At 59.8% G+C, this 21,032-nt stretch carries 20 protein-coding genes; 11 read left to right on the top strand and 9 right to left on the bottom strand.

The window, feature by feature from the left end; translation table 11 throughout:
- Positions 1-13: 13 nt before the first annotated feature.
- Together F3J43_RS11940 and F3J43_RS11935 are read right to left on the bottom strand one after the other, a co-directional pair.
- Positions 14-1,420: a hypothetical protein gene (locus F3J43_RS11940; RefSeq protein ID WP_166886082.1), complete on the bottom strand. Its 1,407-nt coding sequence runs from the start codon at positions 1,418-1,420 to the stop codon at positions 14-16.
- Positions 1,421-1,629: 209 nt separating this feature from the next.
- Positions 1,630-2,652, bottom strand: coding sequence for a zinc-dependent alcohol dehydrogenase family protein (locus tag F3J43_RS11935; RefSeq protein WP_166886080.1), 1,023 nt, complete (start codon positions 2,650-2,652; stop codon positions 1,630-1,632).
- A 207-nt stretch (positions 2,653-2,859) separates the two neighbouring features.
- Between F3J43_RS11935 and F3J43_RS11930 the strand changes: the two genes are divergently transcribed.
- The 8 genes from F3J43_RS11930 (at position 2,860) to F3J43_RS11890 (ending at position 10,415) form a co-directional block, all read left to right on the top strand.
- On the top strand, positions 2,860-3,774 hold the full coding sequence (locus F3J43_RS11930) for a LysR family transcriptional regulator (RefSeq protein ID WP_166886078.1): 915 nt from the start codon (positions 2,860-2,862) through the stop codon (positions 3,772-3,774).
- 346 nt (positions 3,775-4,120) lie between these two features.
- Positions 4,121-4,420, top strand: coding sequence for a His-Xaa-Ser system protein HxsD (hxsD, locus tag F3J43_RS11925; protein WP_166886076.1), 300 nt, complete (start codon positions 4,121-4,123; stop codon positions 4,418-4,420).
- Positions 4,402-5,904 (top strand): His-Xaa-Ser system radical SAM maturase HxsB, encoded by a 1,503-nt coding sequence (gene hxsB / locus F3J43_RS11920; RefSeq protein ID WP_286184514.1) that lies wholly within the window; start codon positions 4,402-4,404, stop codon positions 5,902-5,904. Before hxsD ends, hxsB begins: the two co-directional genes overlap by 19 nt.
- Positions 5,904-7,139, top strand: a complete 1,236-nt coding sequence (gene hxsC / locus F3J43_RS11915) for a His-Xaa-Ser system radical SAM maturase HxsC (protein ID WP_166886071.1) — start codon at positions 5,904-5,906, stop codon at positions 7,137-7,139. Before hxsB ends, hxsC begins: the two co-directional genes overlap by 1 nt.
- Positions 7,136-7,744, top strand: a complete 609-nt coding sequence (hxsA, locus tag F3J43_RS11910; protein ID WP_166886069.1) for a His-Xaa-Ser repeat protein HxsA — start codon at positions 7,136-7,138, stop codon at positions 7,742-7,744. The genes hxsC and hxsA overlap by 4 nt, the downstream gene beginning before the upstream one ends.
- Before the next feature lie 497 nt (positions 7,745-8,241).
- Positions 8,242-8,547, top strand: a complete 306-nt coding sequence (locus tag F3J43_RS11900; protein ID WP_003256906.1) for a hypothetical protein — start codon at positions 8,242-8,244, stop codon at positions 8,545-8,547.
- Positions 8,548-8,687: 140 nt separating this feature from the next.
- On the top strand, positions 8,688-9,632 hold the full coding sequence (locus F3J43_RS11895) for a hypothetical protein (RefSeq protein WP_003256905.1): 945 nt from the start codon (positions 8,688-8,690) through the stop codon (positions 9,630-9,632).
- Positions 9,633-10,226: 594 nt separating this feature from the next.
- On the top strand, positions 10,227-10,415 hold the full coding sequence (locus F3J43_RS11890) for a hypothetical protein (protein WP_166886067.1): 189 nt from the start codon (positions 10,227-10,229) through the stop codon (positions 10,413-10,415).
- Here the strand turns inward: F3J43_RS11890 and F3J43_RS11885 are convergent.
- A protein-coding gene (locus tag F3J43_RS11885; protein WP_166886065.1) for an IS5 family transposase occupies positions 10,401-11,257 on the bottom strand; the annotation gives its coding sequence in 2 pieces (ribosomal slippage) (positions 10,401-10,903 and positions 10,903-11,257; 858 coding nt in all). The genes F3J43_RS11890 and F3J43_RS11885 overlap by 15 nt on opposite strands.
- Before the next feature lie 585 nt (positions 11,258-11,842).
- On the opposite strand from F3J43_RS11885, the gene F3J43_RS24295 reads away from it, so the two are divergent.
- Positions 11,843-12,016: a conjugal transfer nickase/helicase domain-containing protein gene (locus tag F3J43_RS24295; protein ID WP_353618226.1), complete on the top strand. Its 174-nt coding sequence runs from the start codon at positions 11,843-11,845 to the stop codon at positions 12,014-12,016.
- A gap of 143 nt (positions 12,017-12,159) precedes the next feature.
- Here F3J43_RS24295 and F3J43_RS11875 read toward each other — a convergent pair whose 3' ends face one another.
- Positions 12,160-12,918, bottom strand: a complete 759-nt coding sequence (locus F3J43_RS11875) for a hypothetical protein (RefSeq protein ID WP_166886061.1) — start codon at positions 12,916-12,918, stop codon at positions 12,160-12,162.
- Positions 12,915-13,265 (bottom strand): hypothetical protein, encoded by a 351-nt coding sequence (locus tag F3J43_RS11870; protein ID WP_166886059.1) that lies wholly within the window; start codon positions 13,263-13,265, stop codon positions 12,915-12,917. Before F3J43_RS11870 ends, F3J43_RS11875 begins: the two co-directional genes overlap by 4 nt.
- A gap of 362 nt (positions 13,266-13,627) precedes the next feature.
- Between F3J43_RS11870 and F3J43_RS11865 the strand changes: the two genes are divergently transcribed.
- Both F3J43_RS11865 and F3J43_RS11860 read left to right on the top strand, forming a co-directional pair.
- Positions 13,628-13,945 carry a type II toxin-antitoxin system PrlF family antitoxin gene (locus tag F3J43_RS11865; protein WP_166886057.1) on the top strand — a complete coding sequence of 106 codons (318 nt, stop codon included), beginning with the start codon at positions 13,628-13,630 and terminating at the stop codon, positions 13,943-13,945.
- The gene (locus tag F3J43_RS11860; RefSeq protein WP_166886055.1) at positions 13,945-14,406 is read left to right on the top strand and encodes a type II toxin-antitoxin system YhaV family toxin; all 462 of its coding nucleotides are present in this window, start codon (positions 13,945-13,947) and stop codon (positions 14,404-14,406) included. The genes F3J43_RS11865 and F3J43_RS11860 overlap by 1 nt, the downstream gene beginning before the upstream one ends.
- A gap of 199 nt (positions 14,407-14,605) precedes the next feature.
- Here the strand turns inward: F3J43_RS11860 and F3J43_RS11855 are convergent, their stop codons facing one another.
- The 4 genes from F3J43_RS11855 to F3J43_RS11840 form a co-directional block, all read right to left on the bottom strand.
- Positions 14,606-15,808, bottom strand: a complete 1,203-nt coding sequence (locus F3J43_RS11855) for a PucR family transcriptional regulator (RefSeq protein WP_166886053.1) — start codon at positions 15,806-15,808, stop codon at positions 14,606-14,608.
- 170 nt (positions 15,809-15,978) lie between these two features.
- Positions 15,979-16,941 carry a WD40/YVTN/BNR-like repeat-containing protein gene (locus F3J43_RS11850; protein WP_166886051.1) on the bottom strand — a complete coding sequence of 321 codons (963 nt, stop codon included), beginning with the start codon at positions 16,939-16,941 and terminating at the stop codon, positions 15,979-15,981.
- Between the two features lie 10 nt (positions 16,942-16,951).
- Positions 16,952-19,354 (bottom strand): efflux RND transporter permease subunit, encoded by a 2,403-nt coding sequence (locus tag F3J43_RS11845; protein ID WP_205297809.1) that lies wholly within the window; start codon positions 19,352-19,354, stop codon positions 16,952-16,954.
- 20 nt (positions 19,355-19,374) lie between these two features.
- A complete protein-coding gene (locus F3J43_RS11840; RefSeq protein ID WP_353618222.1) occupies positions 19,375-21,021 on the bottom strand; it encodes a DUF1302 domain-containing protein in 1,647 nt (548 codons plus the stop codon).
- Between the last annotated feature and the right edge of the window lie 11 nt (positions 21,022-21,032).

Below are 21,032 nucleotides of genomic sequence, written 5' to 3'. Positions count from 1 at the left end.
GCCCTAGCCGATATCAGCGGTTTGCCTGCAGCGCCGCATCGGCCGCTACCGGGGTGTCGAGCAAAGGCCGCAACCAGCGGTCACGTTGCGCCAGCAGCAGGAACAGGCGACGAGCCTCGGGTCTGAACCTGCCGGCATAGATCGCCCGCAGTTGCGCCAGCTCCAGACCGCTGATCTCGATCAGCCAGCGCAGCACCGGCTCCGGACAGGGACGCCCTTGCAACGCCCGGTGCAGGTACGGCAGGGCTACCCGCATACCCGGATAGCAGCACGCCACGAAGTGCTCCAGGTTGCGCCCGCTCGCCTCGAAGGGCGAGTACAACAGGCACGTCAGTTGCGCGTCACTCACACCATAGGCATCCAGCAGGCGCGCCTCGGCCTCGCGCCGCAACGCCTGCCCCTGTGGCCAGTCGACCTGGCGTCGGCCCAGGCCCTTGAGAAAACGTTGCGCACCCTGCCGGTATCCACACTGGTCGATGTGCTGTGCCTTCAGCCCGTGCAGATGCGCCAGCGGCAATGGGTCGAACACGCCGGCCGGCCCCTGCGCATGGCACGGCTGCACCCGCTCGCGACCCAGCATCGCCTCCAGGCTCGGGCCATCATCGACATGGGCCAGCAGGTCGTCCACTGCCAATACCCTGAGCGCCAGCGCCCCCTGCCTCTGCGCCTGCGGCCTGGGCTCCGGCAATGGATCGGCGAGCACCGCACTGACCTGGCCCAGGCCTTCGACCAGGCTCCTGGCGCAGTTCACCGGTACGGCCTGCGCGATTTCCAGCGTATGCCGCAGGCAGCGTCGGCCCCAGGCCAGCAGGCGACGGCGCTGGACCAGGGGCGCGACACTGACCAGAGCATCGATGCTGGTGTCCGCCGCCACCGCCAGGCCCAGCCCCGTGGCCAGTTCCAGGTAAGCGCGGGCGCCGATCAGCGCTTCAGGCTCGGCGCCGGCCAGATGCCCGAACAGCAGCCAGGCATTGCGCGCCTCGACCTGCTGCGCCTGGCTGCAGGCCGGACGCGCACCAAATGCTCCAGCCTGACCACAGTCGACACGCAACAGCGTCACTCGCGGATCGGTATGCATGCACAAGGCATCGAAGGCGCGCTGGTGGTTGGCCAGGGTCTCGCCGTCCAGGGTCGGCTGACGCACGACCAGCACGGTCAGGCGAAAGCTCTCGCGGTGACGCCGGGCGATGTTCAACTGCGCCGCTCGCAGGCAAGTCAGCAGGTAGGCGTTACGGCGGTCGGACCCGAGCGGCAGCATCAGGTGCAAGCCGCCGATGTACTCCTGGCCTCCGGCAGCCACCAGCAACCGCTGCATCAGCAATTGCACCGAGGCGCGCTGAGCCTGGGTCATGTGCTCGTGCAAACGCTGCAATACCTGCTGATAGACATGGTGCATGGCTTGGTCGTGGGTCGTACTCATGCGGTCACTCCATCGTCCTGACGGTATCAAGTGGAAGTGACGATTCTGGCAGATGAATACCTGACCCAACTTGAAGGAAACATCCCAAAGCCAAGTAGGAGTTTTAGCTGTCTGCTGGCGTATGCGAGCGAGTTGGCCGTGGCACCCTGGATCCACCAGCAAAAAGCCCGGGACAATGCCCGGGCTCAGTCATGCTCGACAGGACGCCATCAGGCCTGGCTCATGTCCAGGACCACCCGGCCGCCACAAGGACACTCATCCATATAGCGGTGCGCCGCCACGACTTGCGCGAACGGATACACCTTGATGATCTGCGGCGTCAGCAGTTGGTCGGCAGTGAACTGGTTGATATCGCGCAACGCCCGTTGCAGCGCCACCTGGTCCTGGAGAATCCCCAATTCCGGCTTGCCGGTGAAGTTGCCGATGCAGTGCACATGGAACTGGATGTTCTTCTGGAATGCCGCGCAGGCCGGGAACGGTGTCTGGTTGCCGCCCTGCAGGCCATACAGCACCAGGCTGCCACGCGGCGCCAGCACATCGCCGAGCAACGACATCTGCGGACCGCCCATGCCGTCGAGGACCATGTCCACGCCACGACCGTCGGTGTACTTGCCCACCTGCATGACCAGGTCCTGCTCCTCGGTGACGATCACCTTGTCGGCGCCCAGGCCCAGCAGGTAGTCACGCTGCTCCGCTTCCTTGGTGGCGGCGAACACCTTCAGCCCCAAGGCCTTGCCCAGTTGCACGAAAGCCGGGCCCGCGCAGTGGCTGGCATCGGTGATCAGCGCGGTCTGTCCGGCCTTGGCCCGCGCCAGGTCGACGTAGGCGAAGTAGGCGATCAGCAGCGGCGTGTAGTGCACGCTGGCCTCGATGGGGGTCAGCACGTCGGGATAGCGGGTGATGGCGCTGCGCGGCAGGACGATGACGTCACCGTACACAGGATGGTCGTTGGGGCTGGTGGCTGGGAAGCTGGCGACCCGGTCGCCCAGCGCAATGTCGTCCACACCGTCGCCGACCGCCGTGACCACGCCGGCCATCTCATGGCCGATGCCCGCCGGCAGGCGCGCCTGGGACGGAGCCAGGTTCTGCCGCCAGAGCACGTCGTACCAGCTGACGCCGATTGCCTCGACGCGAATCTGCACCTCGCCGGTCGCCGGGGACGGCTCGGCCTGCTCTTCGCAACGGAGCACATCGGCCTGGCCGAACTTGTGGAAACGGATCATGCGGGACATCGCATACCTCGCCTGTGTGAATCTCGTATTACCACGGACTTTATCCGGGCTCTCAGCGCCGGACCATCAGTGGCTATTAATAGTCGACATGCCTGTCATTGATTGGGCCCCCGACAAATCTGTGCATTGGCACCCGGAAATCGGTGCAGGGTAACAGCCTTTGGCCTTAAGATTCACCCCTGCCCCACTTCTGGCGAGCCGCATCGAATGAATCGTAACGACTTGCGTCGTGTAGACCTCAACCTGCTGATCGTGTTCGAGACGCTCATGCACGAGCGCAGCGTGACCCGCGCCGCCGAGAAACTGTTCCTCGGCCAGCCGGCGATCAGCGCCGCATTGTCACGCCTGCGCAACCTGTTCGACGATCCGCTGTTCGTGCGTACCGGCCGCAGCATGGAACCTTCGGCCCGGGCCCAGGAGATCTTCGCCCTGCTCTCGCCGGCGCTGGACTCGATCTCCACCGCCGTCAGCCGCGCCGCCGAGTTCGACCCCGCCACCAGTAATGCGGTGTTTCGCATAGGCCTGTCGGACGACGCCGAGTTCGCCCTGCTGCCGCAGTTGCTCAAGCGCGTGCGTGCCGAAGCCCCGGGCATCGTCCTGGTGGTGCGCCGGGTCAACTACCTGCTGATGCCCACCCTGCTTGCCTCCGGCGAGATCTCGGTCGGCGTGAGCTACACCAGCGAACTGCCGGCCAACGCCAAGCGCAAGGTGCTGCGGCGCAGCAAGCCAAAGCTGCTGCGCGCCGACAGCATGCCCGGCAGCATCGGCCTCGACGACTTCTGCGCCCGGCCCCATGCGCTGGTGTCGTTCGCCGGCGACCTGTCCGGGTTCATCGACGAAGCGCTGGAGGAGATCGGCCGCAAGCGCCATGTAGTGCTGGCGGTGCCGCAGTTCAACGGGCTGGGGAGCCTGCTGGCGGGGACCGATATCGTCGCCACGGTGCCGGACTACACCGCCGACGCCCTGACCGCCGCCGGCGGCTTGCGCGCCGAGGACCTGCCGTTGCAAGTACGCACCTTCGAGTTGCACATGGCCTGGCGCGGAGCGCAGGACAACGACCCGGCGGAACGCTGGTTGCGGTCACGGATACAGATGTTCTTCGGGGACCCTGAGAGTCTTTAGGTTTCGTCGGGCAGGCTGTTTAGCTGATCATTTTTGCCTTTCCACAAACCATGGAGCTCCATTCACTTCCAGCGGATTGCTACATTGGGGGCGCATCTGAGGGCATGCATTGGATGGTTTGAAAAGGATGCCCCCAGCCTGAGGCCAAGCAGGCTATTGATGAGGATGGGCGGACTGAGGGAGATATGAAGCCTCGTCCCTACCCCGTATCAATGGCCGAGCCGTAGTGAGCGCACCACCCACCACGGTGAACAAATGCGTGCAAATGTAAAAAAATATGATGGCATAATGCCTCGGCAACCTGCAAAATCCACACGTTTCCAACGGATTTGAAGGAACGGTTCCGATGACATGGCCAGTCACGCTGAAACTCGACAGCGCAGCCTACCCGCTCAGCGTGGTGCAACGCGCCGCTTATTCCTTGGCCGACACTGTCGCGATTCAGGTCGGTATTGAAATCGATCAGATAAGCCTCACGGCCCACCCCGCTGAAGCAAGGCTAACGCTTTCCCCGGAGCAGGCTCACTCGCTGATCCTCCAGCATCTGAACGACTTCGCCCTACGCGACCATATCAACCGCGAAACAGCAGGGTTGCGCGAAGTCCTGGCCCGAGCCGCGCTCGCTGGATGTGGGGTTTCGCAGTGACACTGATTGCGACAGACGCCAAGCATTACCGCTTGCTGCCTTTTCGATTCATGCGCATAAACACGGGACATGACCGTGACATCTTACTCACCTCCGATACCGGTGAGTACATGCACGTGAACGACGCGCAATTACGAGCCCTCAGTTACTTCGACGTTCAAGCAGGTACGCCTTTTTACAAGGACCTGCTGGCCCGCCACTTCATCTACGAACCAGGCCGCCATGACCCGTTCCCGGAAATGGCCGCCCAGTATCGCAGCCGCAAGGACTTCATCTTCCAGGGTCCTGCACTGCACTTGTTCGTGGTTACATTGCGCTGCAACCACACCTGCCAGTACTGCCAGGTGTCGCGGGCCCCTCTGGGAGGATCCGGCCACGACCTGTCGGAGGCGGATGCTCAGGCGGCGGTCGATCGCCTGTTCGAATCGAACGCTCCCGCCCTGACTGTGGAGTTTCAGGGTGGCGAGCCGCTTCTGGCCTTCGAGCGCGTCCGGCAGATTGTCGAATGGGTCGTTGAACGGAATGTGGTCGAACAACGGGAGATCCAGTTCGTCATCACCACGACGCTGCACCACCTGACGGAGGAAATACTCGACTTCGCTGAACAAAACCGCATCCAGTTTTCGACTTCTCTCGATGGGCCGGAGCCCTTGCACAATGCCAACCGCCCTACCCCGTCACGAGACTCCTACGAACGCACTGTAAAAGGCATCCAGTGGGTCCGTGAGCGCCTTGGCCATGATGCAGTTTCCGCGCTGACCACGCTGACTTCAAGAAGTCTCGAACAACCTGAAGCGATCATCAATGAGTATGTAAGCCAGGGCTTCTCCAGCATCTCACTTCGGCCTCTGAGCCCTTATGGGTTTGCCACCAAGAGTGCCCATCGACTTGATTACCCTATTGAGCGATACCTGGCCTTCTACAAGAAGGCACTGGCCTATTTGCTGCATATCAACCAACAGGGCGTCTACCTCTCAGAGAGTTATGCAAGCTTGTTGCTGAAGAATATCCTGACACCCTTCTCCTCCGGCTATGTAGACCTGCGCTCCCCCGCTGGTGCAGGCACTGCGGCGCTGGTCTACAACTATGACGGTTACGTCTATCCCTCGGACGAAGCCCGAATGTTGCTGGAGATGGGTGAAGACGGCTTGAGACTCGGCACCGTGCAGCAACCCTTGTCTGAACTACTCGCATCGCCCGTTATGAAGGCGTTGCTCACCAGTGGTGTAGCAGAGGCGCTGCCGGGCTGCTCCGATTGCGCACTTGTCCCGTACTGTGGTGCTGACCCCGTCGAACACTATGCCCGCCAAGCTGACCCGATCGGACACCGAGTGTTCAGCAGCTTCTGCAAGAAGAATATGGGGCTGCTGAAGCATCTTTTCGGCCTGCTTTGCGATGGCGACGACAACGTGCAGAGGGTGCTGCTGTCTTGGTTGAACAGGCGCTCTTACAGCGATGTCCGGTTCCCGGGTTACAGAGGCTGATGGCGATGCTGCGCAAAGATACCCACTTCGAAATCCATCACCTGAATGAGCCGAAACTGCTCAAGGTCATCACACTGGATGAGTTCATCGAACAAGGCCTGGCTGTTTGTGCCGGAAGCGCTGAGTTCGGTGACCTGCTGCTTTGGCTGCCAAACGAAGAACGGCTACGGAGCCCGCATCTGCTCTCATTACCAGTGGGTGGATTCCTGATCCCGGAGCCATTGATCGGCGACTTCGACAGCGCGCGGCCATACCTGCACACCCCCAAAGATGCGGATGTCGTGCAGCCTGGCGATGTCATTGCCATCACACCAGGCAACGCGTTGGTGCGAGTGCTCTATCGACGAGGCTCAGACAGCAACCTGCTGTTCATGACCGATCGTTGCAACAGCCTCTGTCTGATGTGCTCGCAGCCGCCCAAAGATATCGATGATCGTTGGCACATCGAGGAGAACCTACGGCTGATCGACCTGATGGACCCGGGCGAGGAAAATCTCGGAATCAGCGGCGGAGAACCAACGCTTTATCGCGACGGCCTGCTCGAAATCCTGGCCAAGTGCAAAGCCGTTTTGCCGCAGAAATCCATTCATGTGCTCAGCAACGGGCGTCTGTTCCAAGACCCGAGCTGGATCGCAGCGCTCTCTGCCATCAGCCATCCTCAGTTGAGCTGGGGCATCCCGCTGTATGCCGACAATGCCGAAGACCATGACCGTGTGGTGCAGGCTCCAGGCGCGTTCAGCGAAACCCTGCAAGGCCTTTACAACCTGGCGCGTGCCAACCAGATCATCGAAATACGCGTGGTGCTCAATCGCCTGACCACGCCACGCTTGCCAGAGCTCGCCCACTATGTGTTCAGGAACCTGCCATTCGTGCGGCATGTTGCGCTGATGGGTATCGAAAGTACCGGCCTGGCCAGGAAGAACTACGAAGAACTGTGGATTGACCCGTTGGACTATCAGGAGTCATTGAGCCAGGCCGTGTATTTTCTGTTCAACCGCGGAGTGCCAGTTTCGATCTACAACTTGCCTCTGTGCCTGATCCCGACCCACCTCTCGCGTTTCGCCCGCCAAAGCATCTCGGACTGGAAGAACCTGTTCATCGATACCTGCCAGCAATGCGCTGCCGTCAAATATTGCTCTGGTTTCTTCAAATCCCACACCGACCGCTGGCAGAGCCGCGGCGTACAACTACTATCGACCGCGGCCTTTAGTGCCTATGCAAGGAGTGCACAGTGAAATTGCTCGACCGCTGGAAAGTCCTGATCAGTGGGATCAGCTTGCTGCCAATGGCAGGTACCACCCTGGCACAGGCGGGCCATCTGTCGCTCGCCGATGCGAACTGGCAACCCAACGACAAGCTACAGCCCCCGGTATTTGCCGATACGCTCAATGCGCCAGACACCGTCAACATCTATGCGGCACATCGCTCGCACAGTTCACACCGGTCCCACAGTTCGCACAGTTCTCACTACAGCGGCTCGGGTGGCTATAGCGCACCTCGCTACTACAGCCCAGCCGCTACCAGTACCCGAAGCTACAGCGCGCCGAGTGCTTCGAGCAGCACCTCAAGCAGCAACAGCCTTTATCAGTCGTCTGGCACTACCAGTGGGACAAGTTCGAGCACTTCAAAGAGCCGCGCGACCAATGAGCAGAAAAGCAACCTGGTCACCCGTGTGCAGACCGCGCTGATGGTGCGCCAGTATTACCAAGGCACCATTGATGGGGTGATGGGCAAGGCGACACGAGGTGCGTTGATGGCCTTTCAGATGGACAGTGGGCTGACCGTGAATGGCCGGATGGATACGCCATCGCTGAATGCGTTGGGTATCAAGATTCCATAAATCGCTTCAGGTTAAAGCTAGCGTCCGTTCAGTAACGAAGGAAATTATCCCATGTAGCACATCATTCAAGTCGACAACACTCTCTGGGCATTGATCAGCCGCCTGCAAGGCAAGGAACTGCAAACACCGTCGCGTAGCGCCCGTTTCCGAATCACGACCGTTGATGCAAATCGCGTTGTGATTGAAACCGGGTCGGAAGACTCGCAGTTGGCGCTGACTCGAGCAGCTTTCCAGCAAACGTTGGACTACCTAGCCGGTAACAATCATTTCGGCCAAGCACAAGCTGTGGAAATCAGCTCTAACCATACCTACGAAAAAGCCGGCCCACTTTGCTAGGCGGCTCGTTACAGAGCAGAAGGCAAGCCGGGGCGTACCAACATCACCTACATTCTGCCGATTCTGGAGCAGTGCCAGGCAGTCGGCATCCGGTCCACCACCCCAAACAGCACTTGGCTGCTGCCCTGAACAGCTCCTGATATCTTTACAAGGACGCCAACATGTACGCCAAAATGGACACCTTTCGCCCCAGCAGTGCCGCGTCGTTTGATCAACCCTGCAAGGTTACGATCGACATCGAGTTTATCACCGTCTCCTATGACGACGCGGGGCAGACCTGGCAATACCGAGGCCAGGCAAAAGGCCTGGGGCATTACGAACTGCAAGCAGAAGGCTTCGACGGCAGAGCAACGCTGCACCGCTTCGAAGGCTCGAATGTGCTGGAAGGCACTTGGGTCGAAGACGGCGTACGCGGGATGTGGCGAATTGTCTGCCAGCCGATTGATTCGTCATTCGTGCCCACATAAATAAGCTGAACTCGTGGGGGTTTGATGGGCCGCCACGAGGTCATCCACCTCAAATGGCAGAACAAGACGTACATCAAGGCGGCCAAGCATTGCTATCCGCATGGATTTAGAAGCACTGAAAAGAAGTTCAAGGATGAAAAATGATAGCTCTGAAAGCAAAACTGCTCGCCAAATTCCAGCAATATTCCGTATCCCAACGGTTCTATCTCGCCTCGGTAGTTACGTACCTCATCACGATTGCAGCTTCCCAATATACGGGCATATCCGCGCTTACCATCGGGACGACGGTCGCGGCTGCATTGATAATCTGCGGATTCATTGCCTGGTGCATCCCTTTCGCCCGCTGGCTCCATACAGCATGGGATAAGCCATTCGCCAAAACGCCCATCATCATTATGCATCTGCTTGCACTGCTGATATCCACAGCATGCGCGCGTTTCGCGGTTGCCGAGACGTTAGGGCTGCCCCCTCAAAGTTTTGATCTGACAGTCGGCTTTCTCGCGTTGCTGTTTTACATTCCATCGTGGCTGCTTGTGGTGGCAATACTCCTTGGTCTGACAGCAATGCTGATCATGGTCATCGCGATGATCAGCCTGCCATTCGAAGCAGCCTGGCAACATATGACCCGCTTGGCCGCGCTCCTCGGCTTTCAGGCTAAGTTCAAGCAATCGCGCAGTATGATCATGTTCCATGGCGCAGGGGCTCTTATCATTAGCGTGCTATTTGCCATGAGCTACGACTACCTTACCGACAACTTCAGCCCGGCCTTCAAGGCCGTGACCAAAGTCATTGCACTACGAAGTGATTTCCACAAGGCCCCAAACTATCCCGACGTGCGGACTGGAGAATATGTGCATCCGTTGGAGAATGGCTTTATTGCTTACGCCCGCGAACAAGAAGACAAAAGTGTCATCATTGGCGTTCGTTTACAGCCTGCTGAGAATTACGATGTCGTGGTGTCGACTATTCCGCCTCTCAAGGTTGCAATGACAACCATGGCAGAACACGTCAAGCAATCCCCTGCGCTGATTTGGCTGCTCAGCAGCGCTGCTTCAGAGACTAAGTCTGACTCGATACTGCGTTAAACCTGGTTGGCGAGCCAGCAGGACAGAAGTTCGAGACATCAGTGGATGAGTCAAGGTCGCACAATCGTCTCTGAAAAAATACGGCATAGCTGTCTGACCCACGACACTGAAACAATCATGGAGGAAACATGCAGATCACATTACGAGGTGAGGACGACCTGGAACAGGCACTTCGCGAGATACATCGACGAGCTTGCACGTATGAGGGACCATTGGTGCACCAGTTCATGGAGCTGGCGAAGCTCAGCGCGCCAGTCGAGCCTGGTGAGCCCCTTGGAGAGGAGCCACAGCGTAATAGGTCAAGCAGCGGCTACGCGGAAGCCGCAGGCGCAGCGAGACCAAAGAGCGATTTGAAGAGGCCCTGTCGTTACTGATGGTGCTGGCTTTTCCGGTGAACAGCGGAACCGAACAGGCAGTTCGCCGCGAACTCAACGAGTTGCTCGCACGCGACCAGCAGGTCGAGTCAATGCATATGCGCGTCGGCAACCGAAAAACCAACCTACGACATAACCTTGGACGGCGCCCGACGAAGCAGCAAATTGCGTTACGGGAAGCGTTGCTCAAATTTCTCCCACGAGAGACCAACGAGGATTTATGAGTACGACTCCATCACCCCTGGCGGCAAGCACCAAGAAAAATAAGAAGAACCAACCGGCAGCACCTGACTTGGTCAAAGCTGTGGGCGCGCTCTTCGATATTGCCGCGAAAGCGCCTCCCCCTCTGCAACTACAAGCGGTGACCCGCGATAAGCTGTACGAAATGCTGGTTCTAGGTTCTGTCTGAAGAAAGGTGTCGTAGACACCGCATGACACAAGCCAGCGAGACCATCGCGCCATAACTTTTTGCGAGCTTGTCGAAACGAGTCACGATTCGGCGGTTCTCTTTCAGCCAACCGAACATACGCTCGATCACATTACGCTGGCGGTACTTGGGACGATCAAACAGTCGGGATAGCCCAGGCTTGGGTTTACGCTTCATCGAACGCAAAGGAATAACCGGTTGCATGCGATACCGGTCACAAAAACGCCGCAGCGCATCAGCGTCGTAGCCCTTGTCGGCCAAAAGCCAGCGGCAGCGCTTGCGAGGTCGCCCACGTTTGCTCGTCGGGATGCAGACATCGTCCAGCAATGGCTGCGCGTAGCTAATATCGCTGGCTTGACCGCCAGAAAGGAGAAAGCGCAGTGGTACGCCGTTGGCGTCGCAGAGCATATGAATCTTGGTGGTGAGGCCACCGCGACTGCGGCCTAGAGCGTGATCGGCGGGTTCATCATGGCCCCTTTTTTACCTGCACCTGCTGAAGCGCGGGTAGCACGAACAGCAGTTGAATCGATCATCCAGGTCTGCAGGTCAATGAGCCCTTGATCATTGAGCTTGAGGTGTAACCGCTTGAGCATCTGATCAAATGTTCCCCGATTTCGCCAAACTCGGAATCGGTGATACACCGTCCGCCAAGGCCCAAAACACTCGGGCATGTCACGCCAGGCAGCGCCTGAGCGCAACAACCACAGCACGCCATCGAGCATCAGGCGATCACTTGCTCGCGGTCTGCCTCTGGTGTGGGTTGGGGTGAAGAGATCCGCAACCACATCCCATGCTTCATCCGAAAGTTCGTAGCGCTTAGCCATCACAGGATTCCTTTCCATAGATGGCTTAAAACCTTACAAAATCTCAGCGTTCGTGGCTCGGGAGTTGGGTTTCTCCGAATTTCAGACAGAACCTAGGGGCTTCGCGCATGCTTGTTAGCTGATCATTTCTGCGTTTCTCTAGCCTCGAATAGCTATTTACTTCCAGCTAATTGCAACATTCGGGGCATATTTGAGGGCATGCTTTTGGCTGGTTTGAAAATGATGCCCCCAACCGAAGATGATCAGCGCTTTCGGTAATGTGACCGCCCCGGGATTTCTGGAGACTCTCCAAGCTCGCATCGACTGCTGGTCGCCATCCCTAGCGCTCAGTTGAGTTTCGTCGCCATTACGCATTTCTACGGACTGGATCGCTTGATTTCCCCAGGCAGCAGGGTTCCATTTTTACCTATCGGACGTCAGTAGGTACGAGCCTGATCATTCCAGAACTTCATCACAGAGTGGGTGAGTAGGAAAGCGAATCTCAACAGACCGTAGTGCGGACACGATCTACCCGGTCAATACCTAGGCGTTTCAACGCTATCACCAGCATTAGTCGGCAAGCCAACAGGAAGGAGTTGCAGATTGGTGCTGGTGCAAAGGCACTTCGAACGGCTGCACGTCCATCGCAGACAAGCCTCGGGGCCCAGTCTTTGGGCATGCAAGGTTGGCGGGCCCCGCAATATGCGGTCATTGCAGGATTGCCTGCTCAGCGACCATGCGCTGATGTTCGCTAAGCCCGCTTGGGCAATGCTCATCTGATGCTGGATCGAAGTCAGAACGGGCGATTCCCGATCGACGATCTAACGCTGCCGCCCTGCCGACGATTCAATTCATATCCGATGGGGCTTATGCGTGTTACCGTCCCTTTCACCCGCTAGCCGGTCATCCTCAACAGGCTGCGACTATTGAATTCGCGTCCCAATGGCCCTGACCTGACCGTAGTATACGTAAAGGCCTCTCAAGCTCGTTGTTTTGCCTTCAAAGATATTTTCGTACTTCAGTTCGATGGCGAGCGTCGCGCTCTGGCTGGACAGCTGATAGTTCGCGCCGACGCCCTTGCGTTCTAAGTAGTCGGCCTCAAGGCTGGGTGGCAGTTCAGGTGATAAACCAACGCCCAAAAAGTCGTACCCCACTGGGACCCGTCTTTTGGTCAATATGATCAGCTCTGACTCAGGGCCTATCGGTATTTCAGTTGAACCTTGCTTCGGGATTCGAAGATTGGCCAGCAGTTTGGCGGGATATGCACGGCTCGGCGAAAAAGTCAGCGCCCTTGACGATTTCTCTTGTGCCTCGAGGGGTGCCAACAGCCTCACCTTGACCCGATCCGCGGGCAGGCTGCTTACATTGGTCAACGAGAGTGTCAGGTAGCGCTCAGAATCGCCCAGCCACGACTTCAGGCCGGCTTGGGAAACCTCCACCTCCGTCGGATTTGCAGCCTCGAAAAAGCGCTCCAGCTTGCGCAGTGACTGAGCCGCACTTTTGGACGACGACCAGTTTGAGCAGACCTGCGGTACCACGACCTCTCCACTTTGCGTGTTATTGATAATGACATTGCAATTACCACCGTTGATAGCTTGGTGGTTCTGCGCAACAGGCGGTTCACTCGCTAAGGCCATCATGGGGCCAAGAGCGACAGCTAACATCAGAAGACAACGGCTCATTTTTGATTCCCCGAGCCGTTGATCAACACGTTATGCGAACCTTGTACCGTCTGGACATTGGTAATGTTTGCTGGTGGTAGCGCAGAAGCCGACACCGGTGGTGCAACCGAAGCCGGCGCTGGCGCCCCAGCCGAAACCACATCAGGCTTCTCGTGACGCTTGTATTCACTGAAGCCAGCCAAAAGCAACGCCGCCGTTACGGCCACGATCAGAATACAGGCGAGCACCTTGAGAAACGTACTACTGGCGGGTACTTTGAGCATGGCTAACAAAATAACCAGCAATACAAAGGCCACCAGAGCGAGTGGATTACTCACATAGGGCGCCCATGCGTTTACATCTATCATGTCCAATAACATCCTCTTTTGAGAAAGAACAGTGTTGCCGATCTCGAGTGACCGGTTTATTAGTAAGCCATGCGAGTCGTTCGAGAATTTGCAGAGAACTCCTTTTCTAGAATTTGGCAGCAAACCTCGAGGTGCCAAGCGCCGAAAAGCGACCACGCTCACACCACAGAATTGACGCCGCGAGTAGGCCAAGCCTACGCACTGATGTCAATACGCCATCCCGGCATGTCGCCGCCGAGGTGGAAAGGCAGACGTAGCCCTTCTTCTCATCAGTGTCAGCATCTCGCTCCTTGGCCAGAAACCAAGATTGACCACGTAAGGATTATTCCTTACCATCCACTCAGCATATCGGGAGAACACTCATGCCTGCCATCCACGAAATCGCCACATTGACCTCGAAGGGACAGGTCACACTGCCTAAATCCGTTCGCCAGCTACTTGGCATTGATACAGGTGGCAAGATTGCATTCGACGTACGCGGGGGTGAAATCGTGGTCAGCCGCGTAGAAACCACCCACGAAGACCCTGCCATCGGGGCGTTCCTGGGTTTGCTGGAGGCTGATATCCGAAGCGGACGCAACCTCACCACCCTGCCGGAAGACTTGGCGCAAACTATGCTCGCCAATGCAAACCACTGCGTAAACCTGGACGAAGATATCGATGGTGAGGTCGCGATCTGATGCTGCGACATGGCTGGACACTGTTGTTCCATGAAGGTGTGACTTTACAGCTACGCAAATTGCAAGAAGCCGCCACCCGGGCCGAGCAGAACGACCCTCAAGGTTTTGAAAGCAACGCCAACGTGAAGCTGTTTCGGGCATTGAGCCATCTGATCATGGAGGCTGTGCCTGCCGACCCGGGCCGTGATGAGTTCCGCCAAGGCAACACGCTGGGTACCGCCTACCGACATTGGCGGCGGGCAAAGATCGGTAGGCGCTTTCGGCTGTTCTTTCGCTACGACTCAAGATCCAAGGTCATCGTCTATGCATGGGTCAACGACGAAAACACCCTCCGGTCTGCAGGCAGCAAATCCGATCCCTACGCCGTATTCGAGAAGATGCTGGGCCGCGGCAACCCGCCTGATGACTGGGATTCGCTGACTGCTGCAACGCGTAGCGACTGGGACCAGCCCAAAGCATAAATTGCGCAAGTGGGTGAGGGACTGCACGTTTCGCACCAGCCCCGCCCCGGTGTGTCCACTGTAATCCACTCGTAGCTGCTGTAAAAATGGGTACATCTGGGGGTACAAAACCACTTCCCCATTCATAACCATCTGATTTATATGAACGGCCAAATGTTCTTCGGCGACCCTGACCACCTCAGGGCCCACTGCGCAGACCTCAGCTGCTCTCACCGTCATCAAACGGCATACTCCAGATCACCAGCTCAAGCGCTGCGGCAATCTGGATGCGGTGGTCGGCAAAGGGCACAGGCAACAAGTCCTGAGCACGCTCCAGCCTGCGCAGCAGGGTATTGCGATGGGTGCCCAGCACCTCGGCGGTCTGGGTAATGTTGCAGCCATTGGCCAGGAAGGCGTGCAACGAATGCTGAAGCACCTTCGACTCCGTGGCCAGACGCCCCAAGGTGCTCGCAACGAATTGCCTCGCCGCACGGGCATCCTGGGTCATCAGCGACACCATCCTGACCTGGTCGATCGTGGCCACGGCAGGCGATCCAGCAAGACGCCCCATGAGCCTTTGGGTAGTCAACGCTTCCAGATGCGCGCGCCGAAAGCCGTTCAGCCCCGCCGCCGCCGAGCCGATTGCCGCGCGAATTCCGGGGTACTGTCCGCCAAGGCGTTGCAACAGGTTCAAGTCAAGCGGCCTTGCCGCGCTACACCAGCCCCACAAGGTTGCGGGGCCTGCGAAAACGACAAGGGGGGCTGACGGGCCGTTGAGCTGGGCCAGGCCGCGTGCCATGCCCTCCAGCAAGCGGATCTCTACGTCTGGGGTTTCGCTCCAGACCACGAAAGCCAGGTGCTTCTGGGCCAGGTTATAGTTCAGCCGCCTGCCGAACTGCTCGCTGTCAACTTCCCTGCCGTCGAGCAGCCGACTGACCAGGCTGCGTTTGTCGATGTGTTCGTCATGCGCGGCCGCCTCCTTTTCCTGCAGGATGATCTGAGTGATCACCCGCATGTTGCTGTCGATGAATTCCGAGATCGAACGTGACGAGACGGCCAGGAACTCCTCGAGCACCACGGGATCCTGGGTCAGACTGAACGCCATCTTCATCCATAGCTCCCAGGCTGTGTTCTGTGTCGACCTGGCGAGATTTACCAGCAGCTCCGACAAGCCTCTGCGGGCAAGTTCCCGAGCCGTGTCCACCATGTCGGCGGACACGTAGGGCTCCACCGGCTCGCCAGGACGCTGCAGGTTCGCATTCGCCCAGTGCAGCAACTCCGCCCGGTTGGCGCGCCGGCACGCCGCCAGAATGACCGGGTCCTCCAGCAGCCGTGCATCTTCCGGGGAAGCAAACAGCGATTGATTCAGCCGCTCGATCCATTCCGCAGGCAGCGCCTGGGCCTGCTCGGCGCCTTTGCGCATGAGCTCGCGAACGGTTTCCGATGGGCGTGGCCAGAGGGGCGTAGGACTGGTCATAAGGCGTGCGAACTACTCAAGAAAAGAAGCGTAAATAGAGCGATTTTTCGCAAAACCAGGCTTCGCTCGGCGACACCTGGCTATCGGGCAAATTGCTTGTGGGGCTTCACAGCCTTTTAGTCCGGGTCCAGCACTACCCCGCGTCGTGAGAACAGCACAGGCGCCCCGTCGGCATCCAGCAGCGCCGCAGTCAGCGACAGCCCATCGGCTGCCTGGCTTTCCTGGAAGCTTTGCCCGCCATCGTTGCTGAGCACCCTCATCCCATCCAACCCGACCACCAGCACCCGCGCGCCCGAGACTGCCACTGAGGTAACGGAACCTTTGCTTTGGGTGGGTACTCGGCGGAAGTCCTTGCCGGCCGCAGAACCGTGCAACAGGGTGCCGCGCTGGCCGCCCACCAGCAGGCTCCCGTCGGCCAAGGCCGCGCCGGACCAGAGCGTGCCTTCGTAGCCGGTATCCAGGTAGCGCCAGCTTTTGCCCTGGTCCTGGGAGCGCAGCACCTGCCCATGCTCGGCCGTGGCGTAGAGCGCGCCCTGCCTATCGGCAAACAGCCCCATCAGGTTGAGGTCGGCCTTCTTGGCGCCTGGCGGTGCCTGCAACGGCTGCTCTGTCCAGGTCTGGCCACCATCTTCGGTGGTCAGCAGCAATGCCCAGAGCCCCACCGCAACGCCCTGCCGGGCATTGAAGAAGTGCACGGCAAACAGCGGCCGGTCCTCTTCGCTGGACAAGCGCTGGACCTGCCACGACTCACCACCATCGGTAGTGGCCAGGATCGCCCCCCAATGGCCGACCGCCCAGCCGTGCCCGGCATCAACAAACGACACCCCCGTCAGCTGTGTGGACAGCGGCACCGAACGCGCCTGGCGAAAGTGCTTGCCTTGATCGTCGGACAACAACACCACGCCGTGGTCGCCGACTGCCACCAGGCGCTCTGCCGCCCATACGGCATCCAGCATGGTGGCTTGCGTGGCATTGCCTGCCAGGGCCGCCGGCACGGCCTGCAAGGGCTCGGCTTGTACGGGCATCAGCGGCAACGCGGCGGCGAACAAGGTCGCCATCAATGAATACTTCAATCCCATGGCTCTCTCCTCAGTGCAGCAACGCGCCGATCAAGCGCACGGGGCGCTTGCGCGGGAACACCCGCTCCAGCCAGACAGCGAAGGCCGGCAGCACGGTCATGGCCATGACCATGTTGACGATGAACATGAAGGCCAGCAGCTTGCCCATGTCGGCCTGGAACTTGAGGTCCGAGAACGCCCAGGTGGCCACGCCCACGGCCAGGGTGATGGCGGTGAAGATCGTCGCAACGCCCACCTCGAGCAATGCGTGCTCGACCGCCTTGGTGATTGGCTGGCCGTGGGCCAGGTGCAATTGCAGGCGGTTGTAGATGTAGAAGGCGTAGTCGACCCCAATGCCCACGGCCAGCACCATCACCGGCAAGGTGGCAATGGTCAGGCCGATCTGCAGCTCCTTCATGAACCAGTAGCCGATGAAGGTGCCGATGGTCAGCGGCAGGCAACACACCAACACCGCCCGCAGGTCGCGGTAGACGGCGAACACCAATAGCGCGATCGCGGCATAGACGTAGAGCAGCATGGGGGTTTCGCTCTTCTCCACTTCCTCGTTGATGGCAGCCAGCACACCGGCGTTGCCCGAAGCGAGGCGGATCGACAGGCCAGGCAGCGGATATTCGCTGCGGAACGCCTTGGCGGCCTCCACCACCCTGTTGATGGTCGTGGCCTTGTGGTCGGCCAGGTACAGGTGCACGGCAGACATACTGCAGTCGGTGCGCACCAGCCCGGGCGTGCGCGCCACCTCGGTGGCCAGCGCGGCGTAGTTCATCGGGTCGATGGGCACCGCGGCCATCTTGGGATTGCCTTCGTTGTACCCCTCGTTGAACTGACGCATGTTGCTGGAGAACGAAGCCACCGACAGCACACCGGGCACGCCCTGCATGGCCCAGACGAAGCGATCCTGGTATTGACCCGCCGCGACATCCTCGCAGGCCACCGTCCCGCCTTCACCAGTGCCCCCCGGGCTGGCTTCGAAAACCACGCTGAGCCAGTCCAGGCCGATGTCATAGTTGCTGGCGATGGAGACGGCATCGCGATTGAAGCGCGAGTCCTCGCGCAACTCCGGGGCCCCCGCCTGCAGCGAGCCGACGACCCGGTCATGGCTTTGCCAGATCGCCACCAGGAACACCACCAAGGCCACGCCAAGCACCCACTGTGCGTTCCGCCACTCGGCGAGCCGGGACAGGCCGCGCAGCCAGCGGGTACGCCGCTGCCGGGAAACTTCCTGGGCCGCCGCATAGCGGTCGTCGACCCGCAGCATGGACGCCAGCAACGGCAGCATCAGCAGGTTGGTGATGATCTTGTACGCCACGCCCAGCGAGGCGGTGATGGCCAGTTCCCGCACCATCGGTATCGGGATCAGCAGCAGCGTCACGAACGACACCAACGCGGTCACCAGTGCCAAGGTCCCCGGGATCAGCAATCCGGTGAAACTCGAACGCGCTGCCGCTTCGGCGCTCTTGCCGAGCGCGATCTCGCGGACGATGAAGTTGATCTGCTGCACACCATGGGACACCCCGATGGCGAACACCAGGAAGGGCACCAGCACCGCCAGCGGATCAAGGCCGTAGCCCAGCAAGCGCAGGCTGCCGAACTGCCAGACCAGTGAGGCCAGCGAACACACCAGTGCCAGCAAGGTGAAACGCAGCGAGTGGCAATACCAATAGACGGCAGCGGCGGTCAGCAACAGTGCCAGCAAGCAGAACTCCAGCACGGCTGAAGCACCATCGGCGATGTCGCCGATCTGCTTGGCGAAACCGATAATCTGGATTTCGAAGTCGCCATCCTCGAACGGCTGACGGATCTCTTGCTCCAGCCGGTGGTTGAACGCCACGTAGTCCAGGTGACTGCCATCGTCCTCGTACTCGTTGAGCTCCGCCGTGATCATCGCGCTGCGCTGGTCACGGGACACCAGCGTGCCGATGAAGCCCCCTTGCGCGGTGGAGCTGGCGATCTTCGCGATGACCTCATCGTTCAAATGCTCGGGAGAAACCGTTCCCGGCACCAGCGGATCGGCGCGAAAACCTTCTTCGGTGATCTCGTTGACGAAGGCATTGGGCGTCCACAATGAACGCACACTGCTGCGGGAAACCCCGGGCAGGAAGCTGACCGCCTGAGTCACGTCATACAGTCGCTTCAGGCCGGGGGCGCTCCAGATATCGCCTGTGCGCGACCTGACCACAATGGTCAGACGGTTGGCGCCCATCAGGTCATTGCGGTACGTCTGGAATGTCTCGATGTATTCATGGCCGACCGGCAGCTGCTTTTCGAAGCCGGCATCCATGCGCAGCTGCACGGCGAACCACGCCATGACCAGCGTGAACACGGCCAGACTCGCCAGCACCAGCCGACGATGCCCGAACAGGGCACGCTCGACGCGCGGCAGCACGCCACGCGCCTGGATTTCAGTGAGTTTCACGGAACCGTTCACGGCAGGCCTCACAAGGTGCGGGAGATCGCGACGCCGACATAATCGCGGTCACGGTACAGCTGGTCGTAAGGCGTATCACCGCCCATGAACTTGGCGTAGTTGAGGGAAATCTGCCAACTGGCCGGGTTGCGCACGAAGTTCAGGTACAGGTTCATGCTGCTAGCATCTTCGGTGAAGGTGGCCGTGAGGTTAGGCGTGCGCCCGCCCAGGGACCGTGCGTAGAAGATGCCCGGGGTGACCTGCCAGCCCGGCAACACCGTGCCGTCGTAGGTCATGCTGAAGTCCAGGTTGATACCCGATGAGGTCTTGTCGCCTCGGGACTTGGGCGCGGTTGCCGGGTCCAACTGCCAGGTATTGAGCCCCGCAGCCAGCGGTTCGCCATTCACTTCGTCATGCAGCCCCGGGTACCTGATGACCACCAGCTCGGTCAGCAAGGTGCCCGAGCTGGCCCCGGTGAAATCGAGCAGCGTCGGCGAGTTGGACGGTGTGAAGCTGTACAGGCCGGTCAGGTGCCACTGGAACTTCTTCTCGTCCTTCCAGCATTTGCCGCCATTGCTCGCACACAGGTCGACGACCGGGTTGAGCATCACCGAATCCTTCGGCCGGTACGAAAGCTCCGTCCCCACCGCCCAGTCGCCGATCGGCATGTTGGCGCTGATGCCGTACATCATCCGGTCTTCCTGGTAGCGCCAGCTCGGTGCTGCGGCGAAGGTGTCCGGGTCAAGAATGTCCACCCGCAGCGACGGCAACTTGTCGTGATAGCGCATCACGTAGAAGCCATAGTTGACGTCGCTGTCCTCCGGTTGCCACCGCAGCGAAAGCCCCCACTGGCCGCTGTCCTTGGCCTTGTTCTCAGAGTACCCGTAGTCTCCCCTGCCCTTACCGAGGCCATTGGTGGTGGACCAGTAGCTACCCACCGGCGGCAGCTCGCTCTTGTTCCAGCGGAACTGGTAGTAGGCCTCGACATTGACGCCAGCGCCCAGGCCCGAGGCAACACTGAGCATCGGTGCCGGCAGCACGGCCTCCTTGAGTTGCACCCCGGGGCGCGCCAGGGCCTGATAGTCGTAGGCGTTGGTGTTGTTGATACCACCTGCCACGAACAGGCTCTCGCCCCAGTTGATCACCTGGTTGCCCAGGCGCGCGCGCACCCGCTGCCCGCCCACATCGAAGCCCTTGCTCACCCACAGGTCCAGCAGCCGCGCCTTGAAAGCGAGGTCGTCACGGGCATCGTCGCTGAGTCCGTTGCTGCCGACACGCTCGGGGGTGTTGAACGACAATGTGCCGGTGGTATCGGTGGCGGCGAAGTCGCGGATCCAGGTGCCACGCGCCATGAAGGTGACGTCCTCGGGCATCTTCAGCAGCAGCTCGTGGGTGCCCTTGAGGTAGTTGGTGAACATATCGCCGCGGTCGTAGTTCAGGTCGCCCTGGTCCGCCACGCCCGAGCTCTGCGCCAGGCAGCCGGAGGGCACATTGTGCCCGGTCGGCCCCTGGTTGATCAGGTTGCAGCCGCGCGACTCGGTACGCAGGCCCATGCCTGCGGTGATGGTGGAGTCGAACGAGCCGTGAAGGGTTTCGGTTTCGAAGGTGAATCCCATTGCCAGGGGAGTCATGCACGCAATAGCAAGGCCTGAAGCTTTTGTGATTGTTGTTTTCATATCGGCGCTCG

Origin of the sequence: Pantoea sp. Cy-639, assembly GCF_011752525.1 — a bacterium.
GTDB lineage: Bacteria > Pseudomonadota > Gammaproteobacteria > Pseudomonadales > Pseudomonadaceae > Aquipseudomonas.
Note: the sequence above shows the minus strand (reverse complement) of the source record. Positions and strands in the feature narration are given on the sequence as shown.

Excerpts from the sequence above, each read along its gene's own strand:
- hxsB (WP_286184514.1), top strand. The coding sequence starts at position 4,402 with ATGTGGGGTTTCGCAGTGACACTGATTGCGACAGACGCCAAGCATTAC.
- F3J43_RS11855 (WP_166886053.1), bottom strand. The coding sequence starts at position 15,808 with ATGCGCAAAGGCGCCGAGCAGGCCCAGGCGCTGCCTGCGGAATGGATC.
- F3J43_RS11865 (WP_166886057.1), top strand. The coding sequence starts at position 13,628 with ATGCCTGCCATCCACGAAATCGCCACATTGACCTCGAAGGGACAGGTC.
- F3J43_RS11840 (WP_353618222.1), bottom strand. The coding sequence starts at position 21,021 with ATGAAAACAACAATCACAAAAGCTTCAGGCCTTGCTATTGCGTGCATG.
- F3J43_RS11875 (WP_166886061.1), bottom strand. The coding sequence starts at position 12,918 with ATGAGCCGTTGTCTTCTGATGTTAGCTGTCGCTCTTGGCCCCATGATG.
- F3J43_RS11895 (WP_003256905.1), top strand. The coding sequence starts at position 8,688 with ATGATAGCTCTGAAAGCAAAACTGCTCGCCAAATTCCAGCAATATTCC.
- F3J43_RS11860 (WP_166886055.1), top strand. The coding sequence starts at position 13,945 with ATGCTGCGACATGGCTGGACACTGTTGTTCCATGAAGGTGTGACTTTA.
- hxsD (WP_166886076.1), top strand. The coding sequence starts at position 4,121 with ATGACATGGCCAGTCACGCTGAAACTCGACAGCGCAGCCTACCCGCTC.
- F3J43_RS11900 (WP_003256906.1), top strand. The coding sequence starts at position 8,242 with ATGTACGCCAAAATGGACACCTTTCGCCCCAGCAGTGCCGCGTCGTTT.
- F3J43_RS11930 (WP_166886078.1), top strand. The coding sequence starts at position 2,860 with ATGAATCGTAACGACTTGCGTCGTGTAGACCTCAACCTGCTGATCGTG.
- F3J43_RS11935 (WP_166886080.1), bottom strand. The coding sequence starts at position 2,652 with ATGTCCCGCATGATCCGTTTCCACAAGTTCGGCCAGGCCGATGTGCTC.
- F3J43_RS11940 (WP_166886082.1), bottom strand. The coding sequence starts at position 1,420 with ATGAGTACGACCCACGACCAAGCCATGCACCATGTCTATCAGCAGGTA.
- F3J43_RS11850 (WP_166886051.1), bottom strand. The coding sequence starts at position 16,941 with ATGGGATTGAAGTATTCATTGATGGCGACCTTGTTCGCCGCCGCGTTG.
- hxsC (WP_166886071.1), top strand. The coding sequence starts at position 5,904 with ATGGCGATGCTGCGCAAAGATACCCACTTCGAAATCCATCACCTGAAT.
- F3J43_RS11870 (WP_166886059.1), bottom strand. The coding sequence starts at position 13,265 with ATGATAGATGTAAACGCATGGGCGCCCTATGTGAGTAATCCACTCGCT.
- F3J43_RS11890 (WP_166886067.1), top strand. The coding sequence starts at position 10,227 with ATGAGTACGACTCCATCACCCCTGGCGGCAAGCACCAAGAAAAATAAG.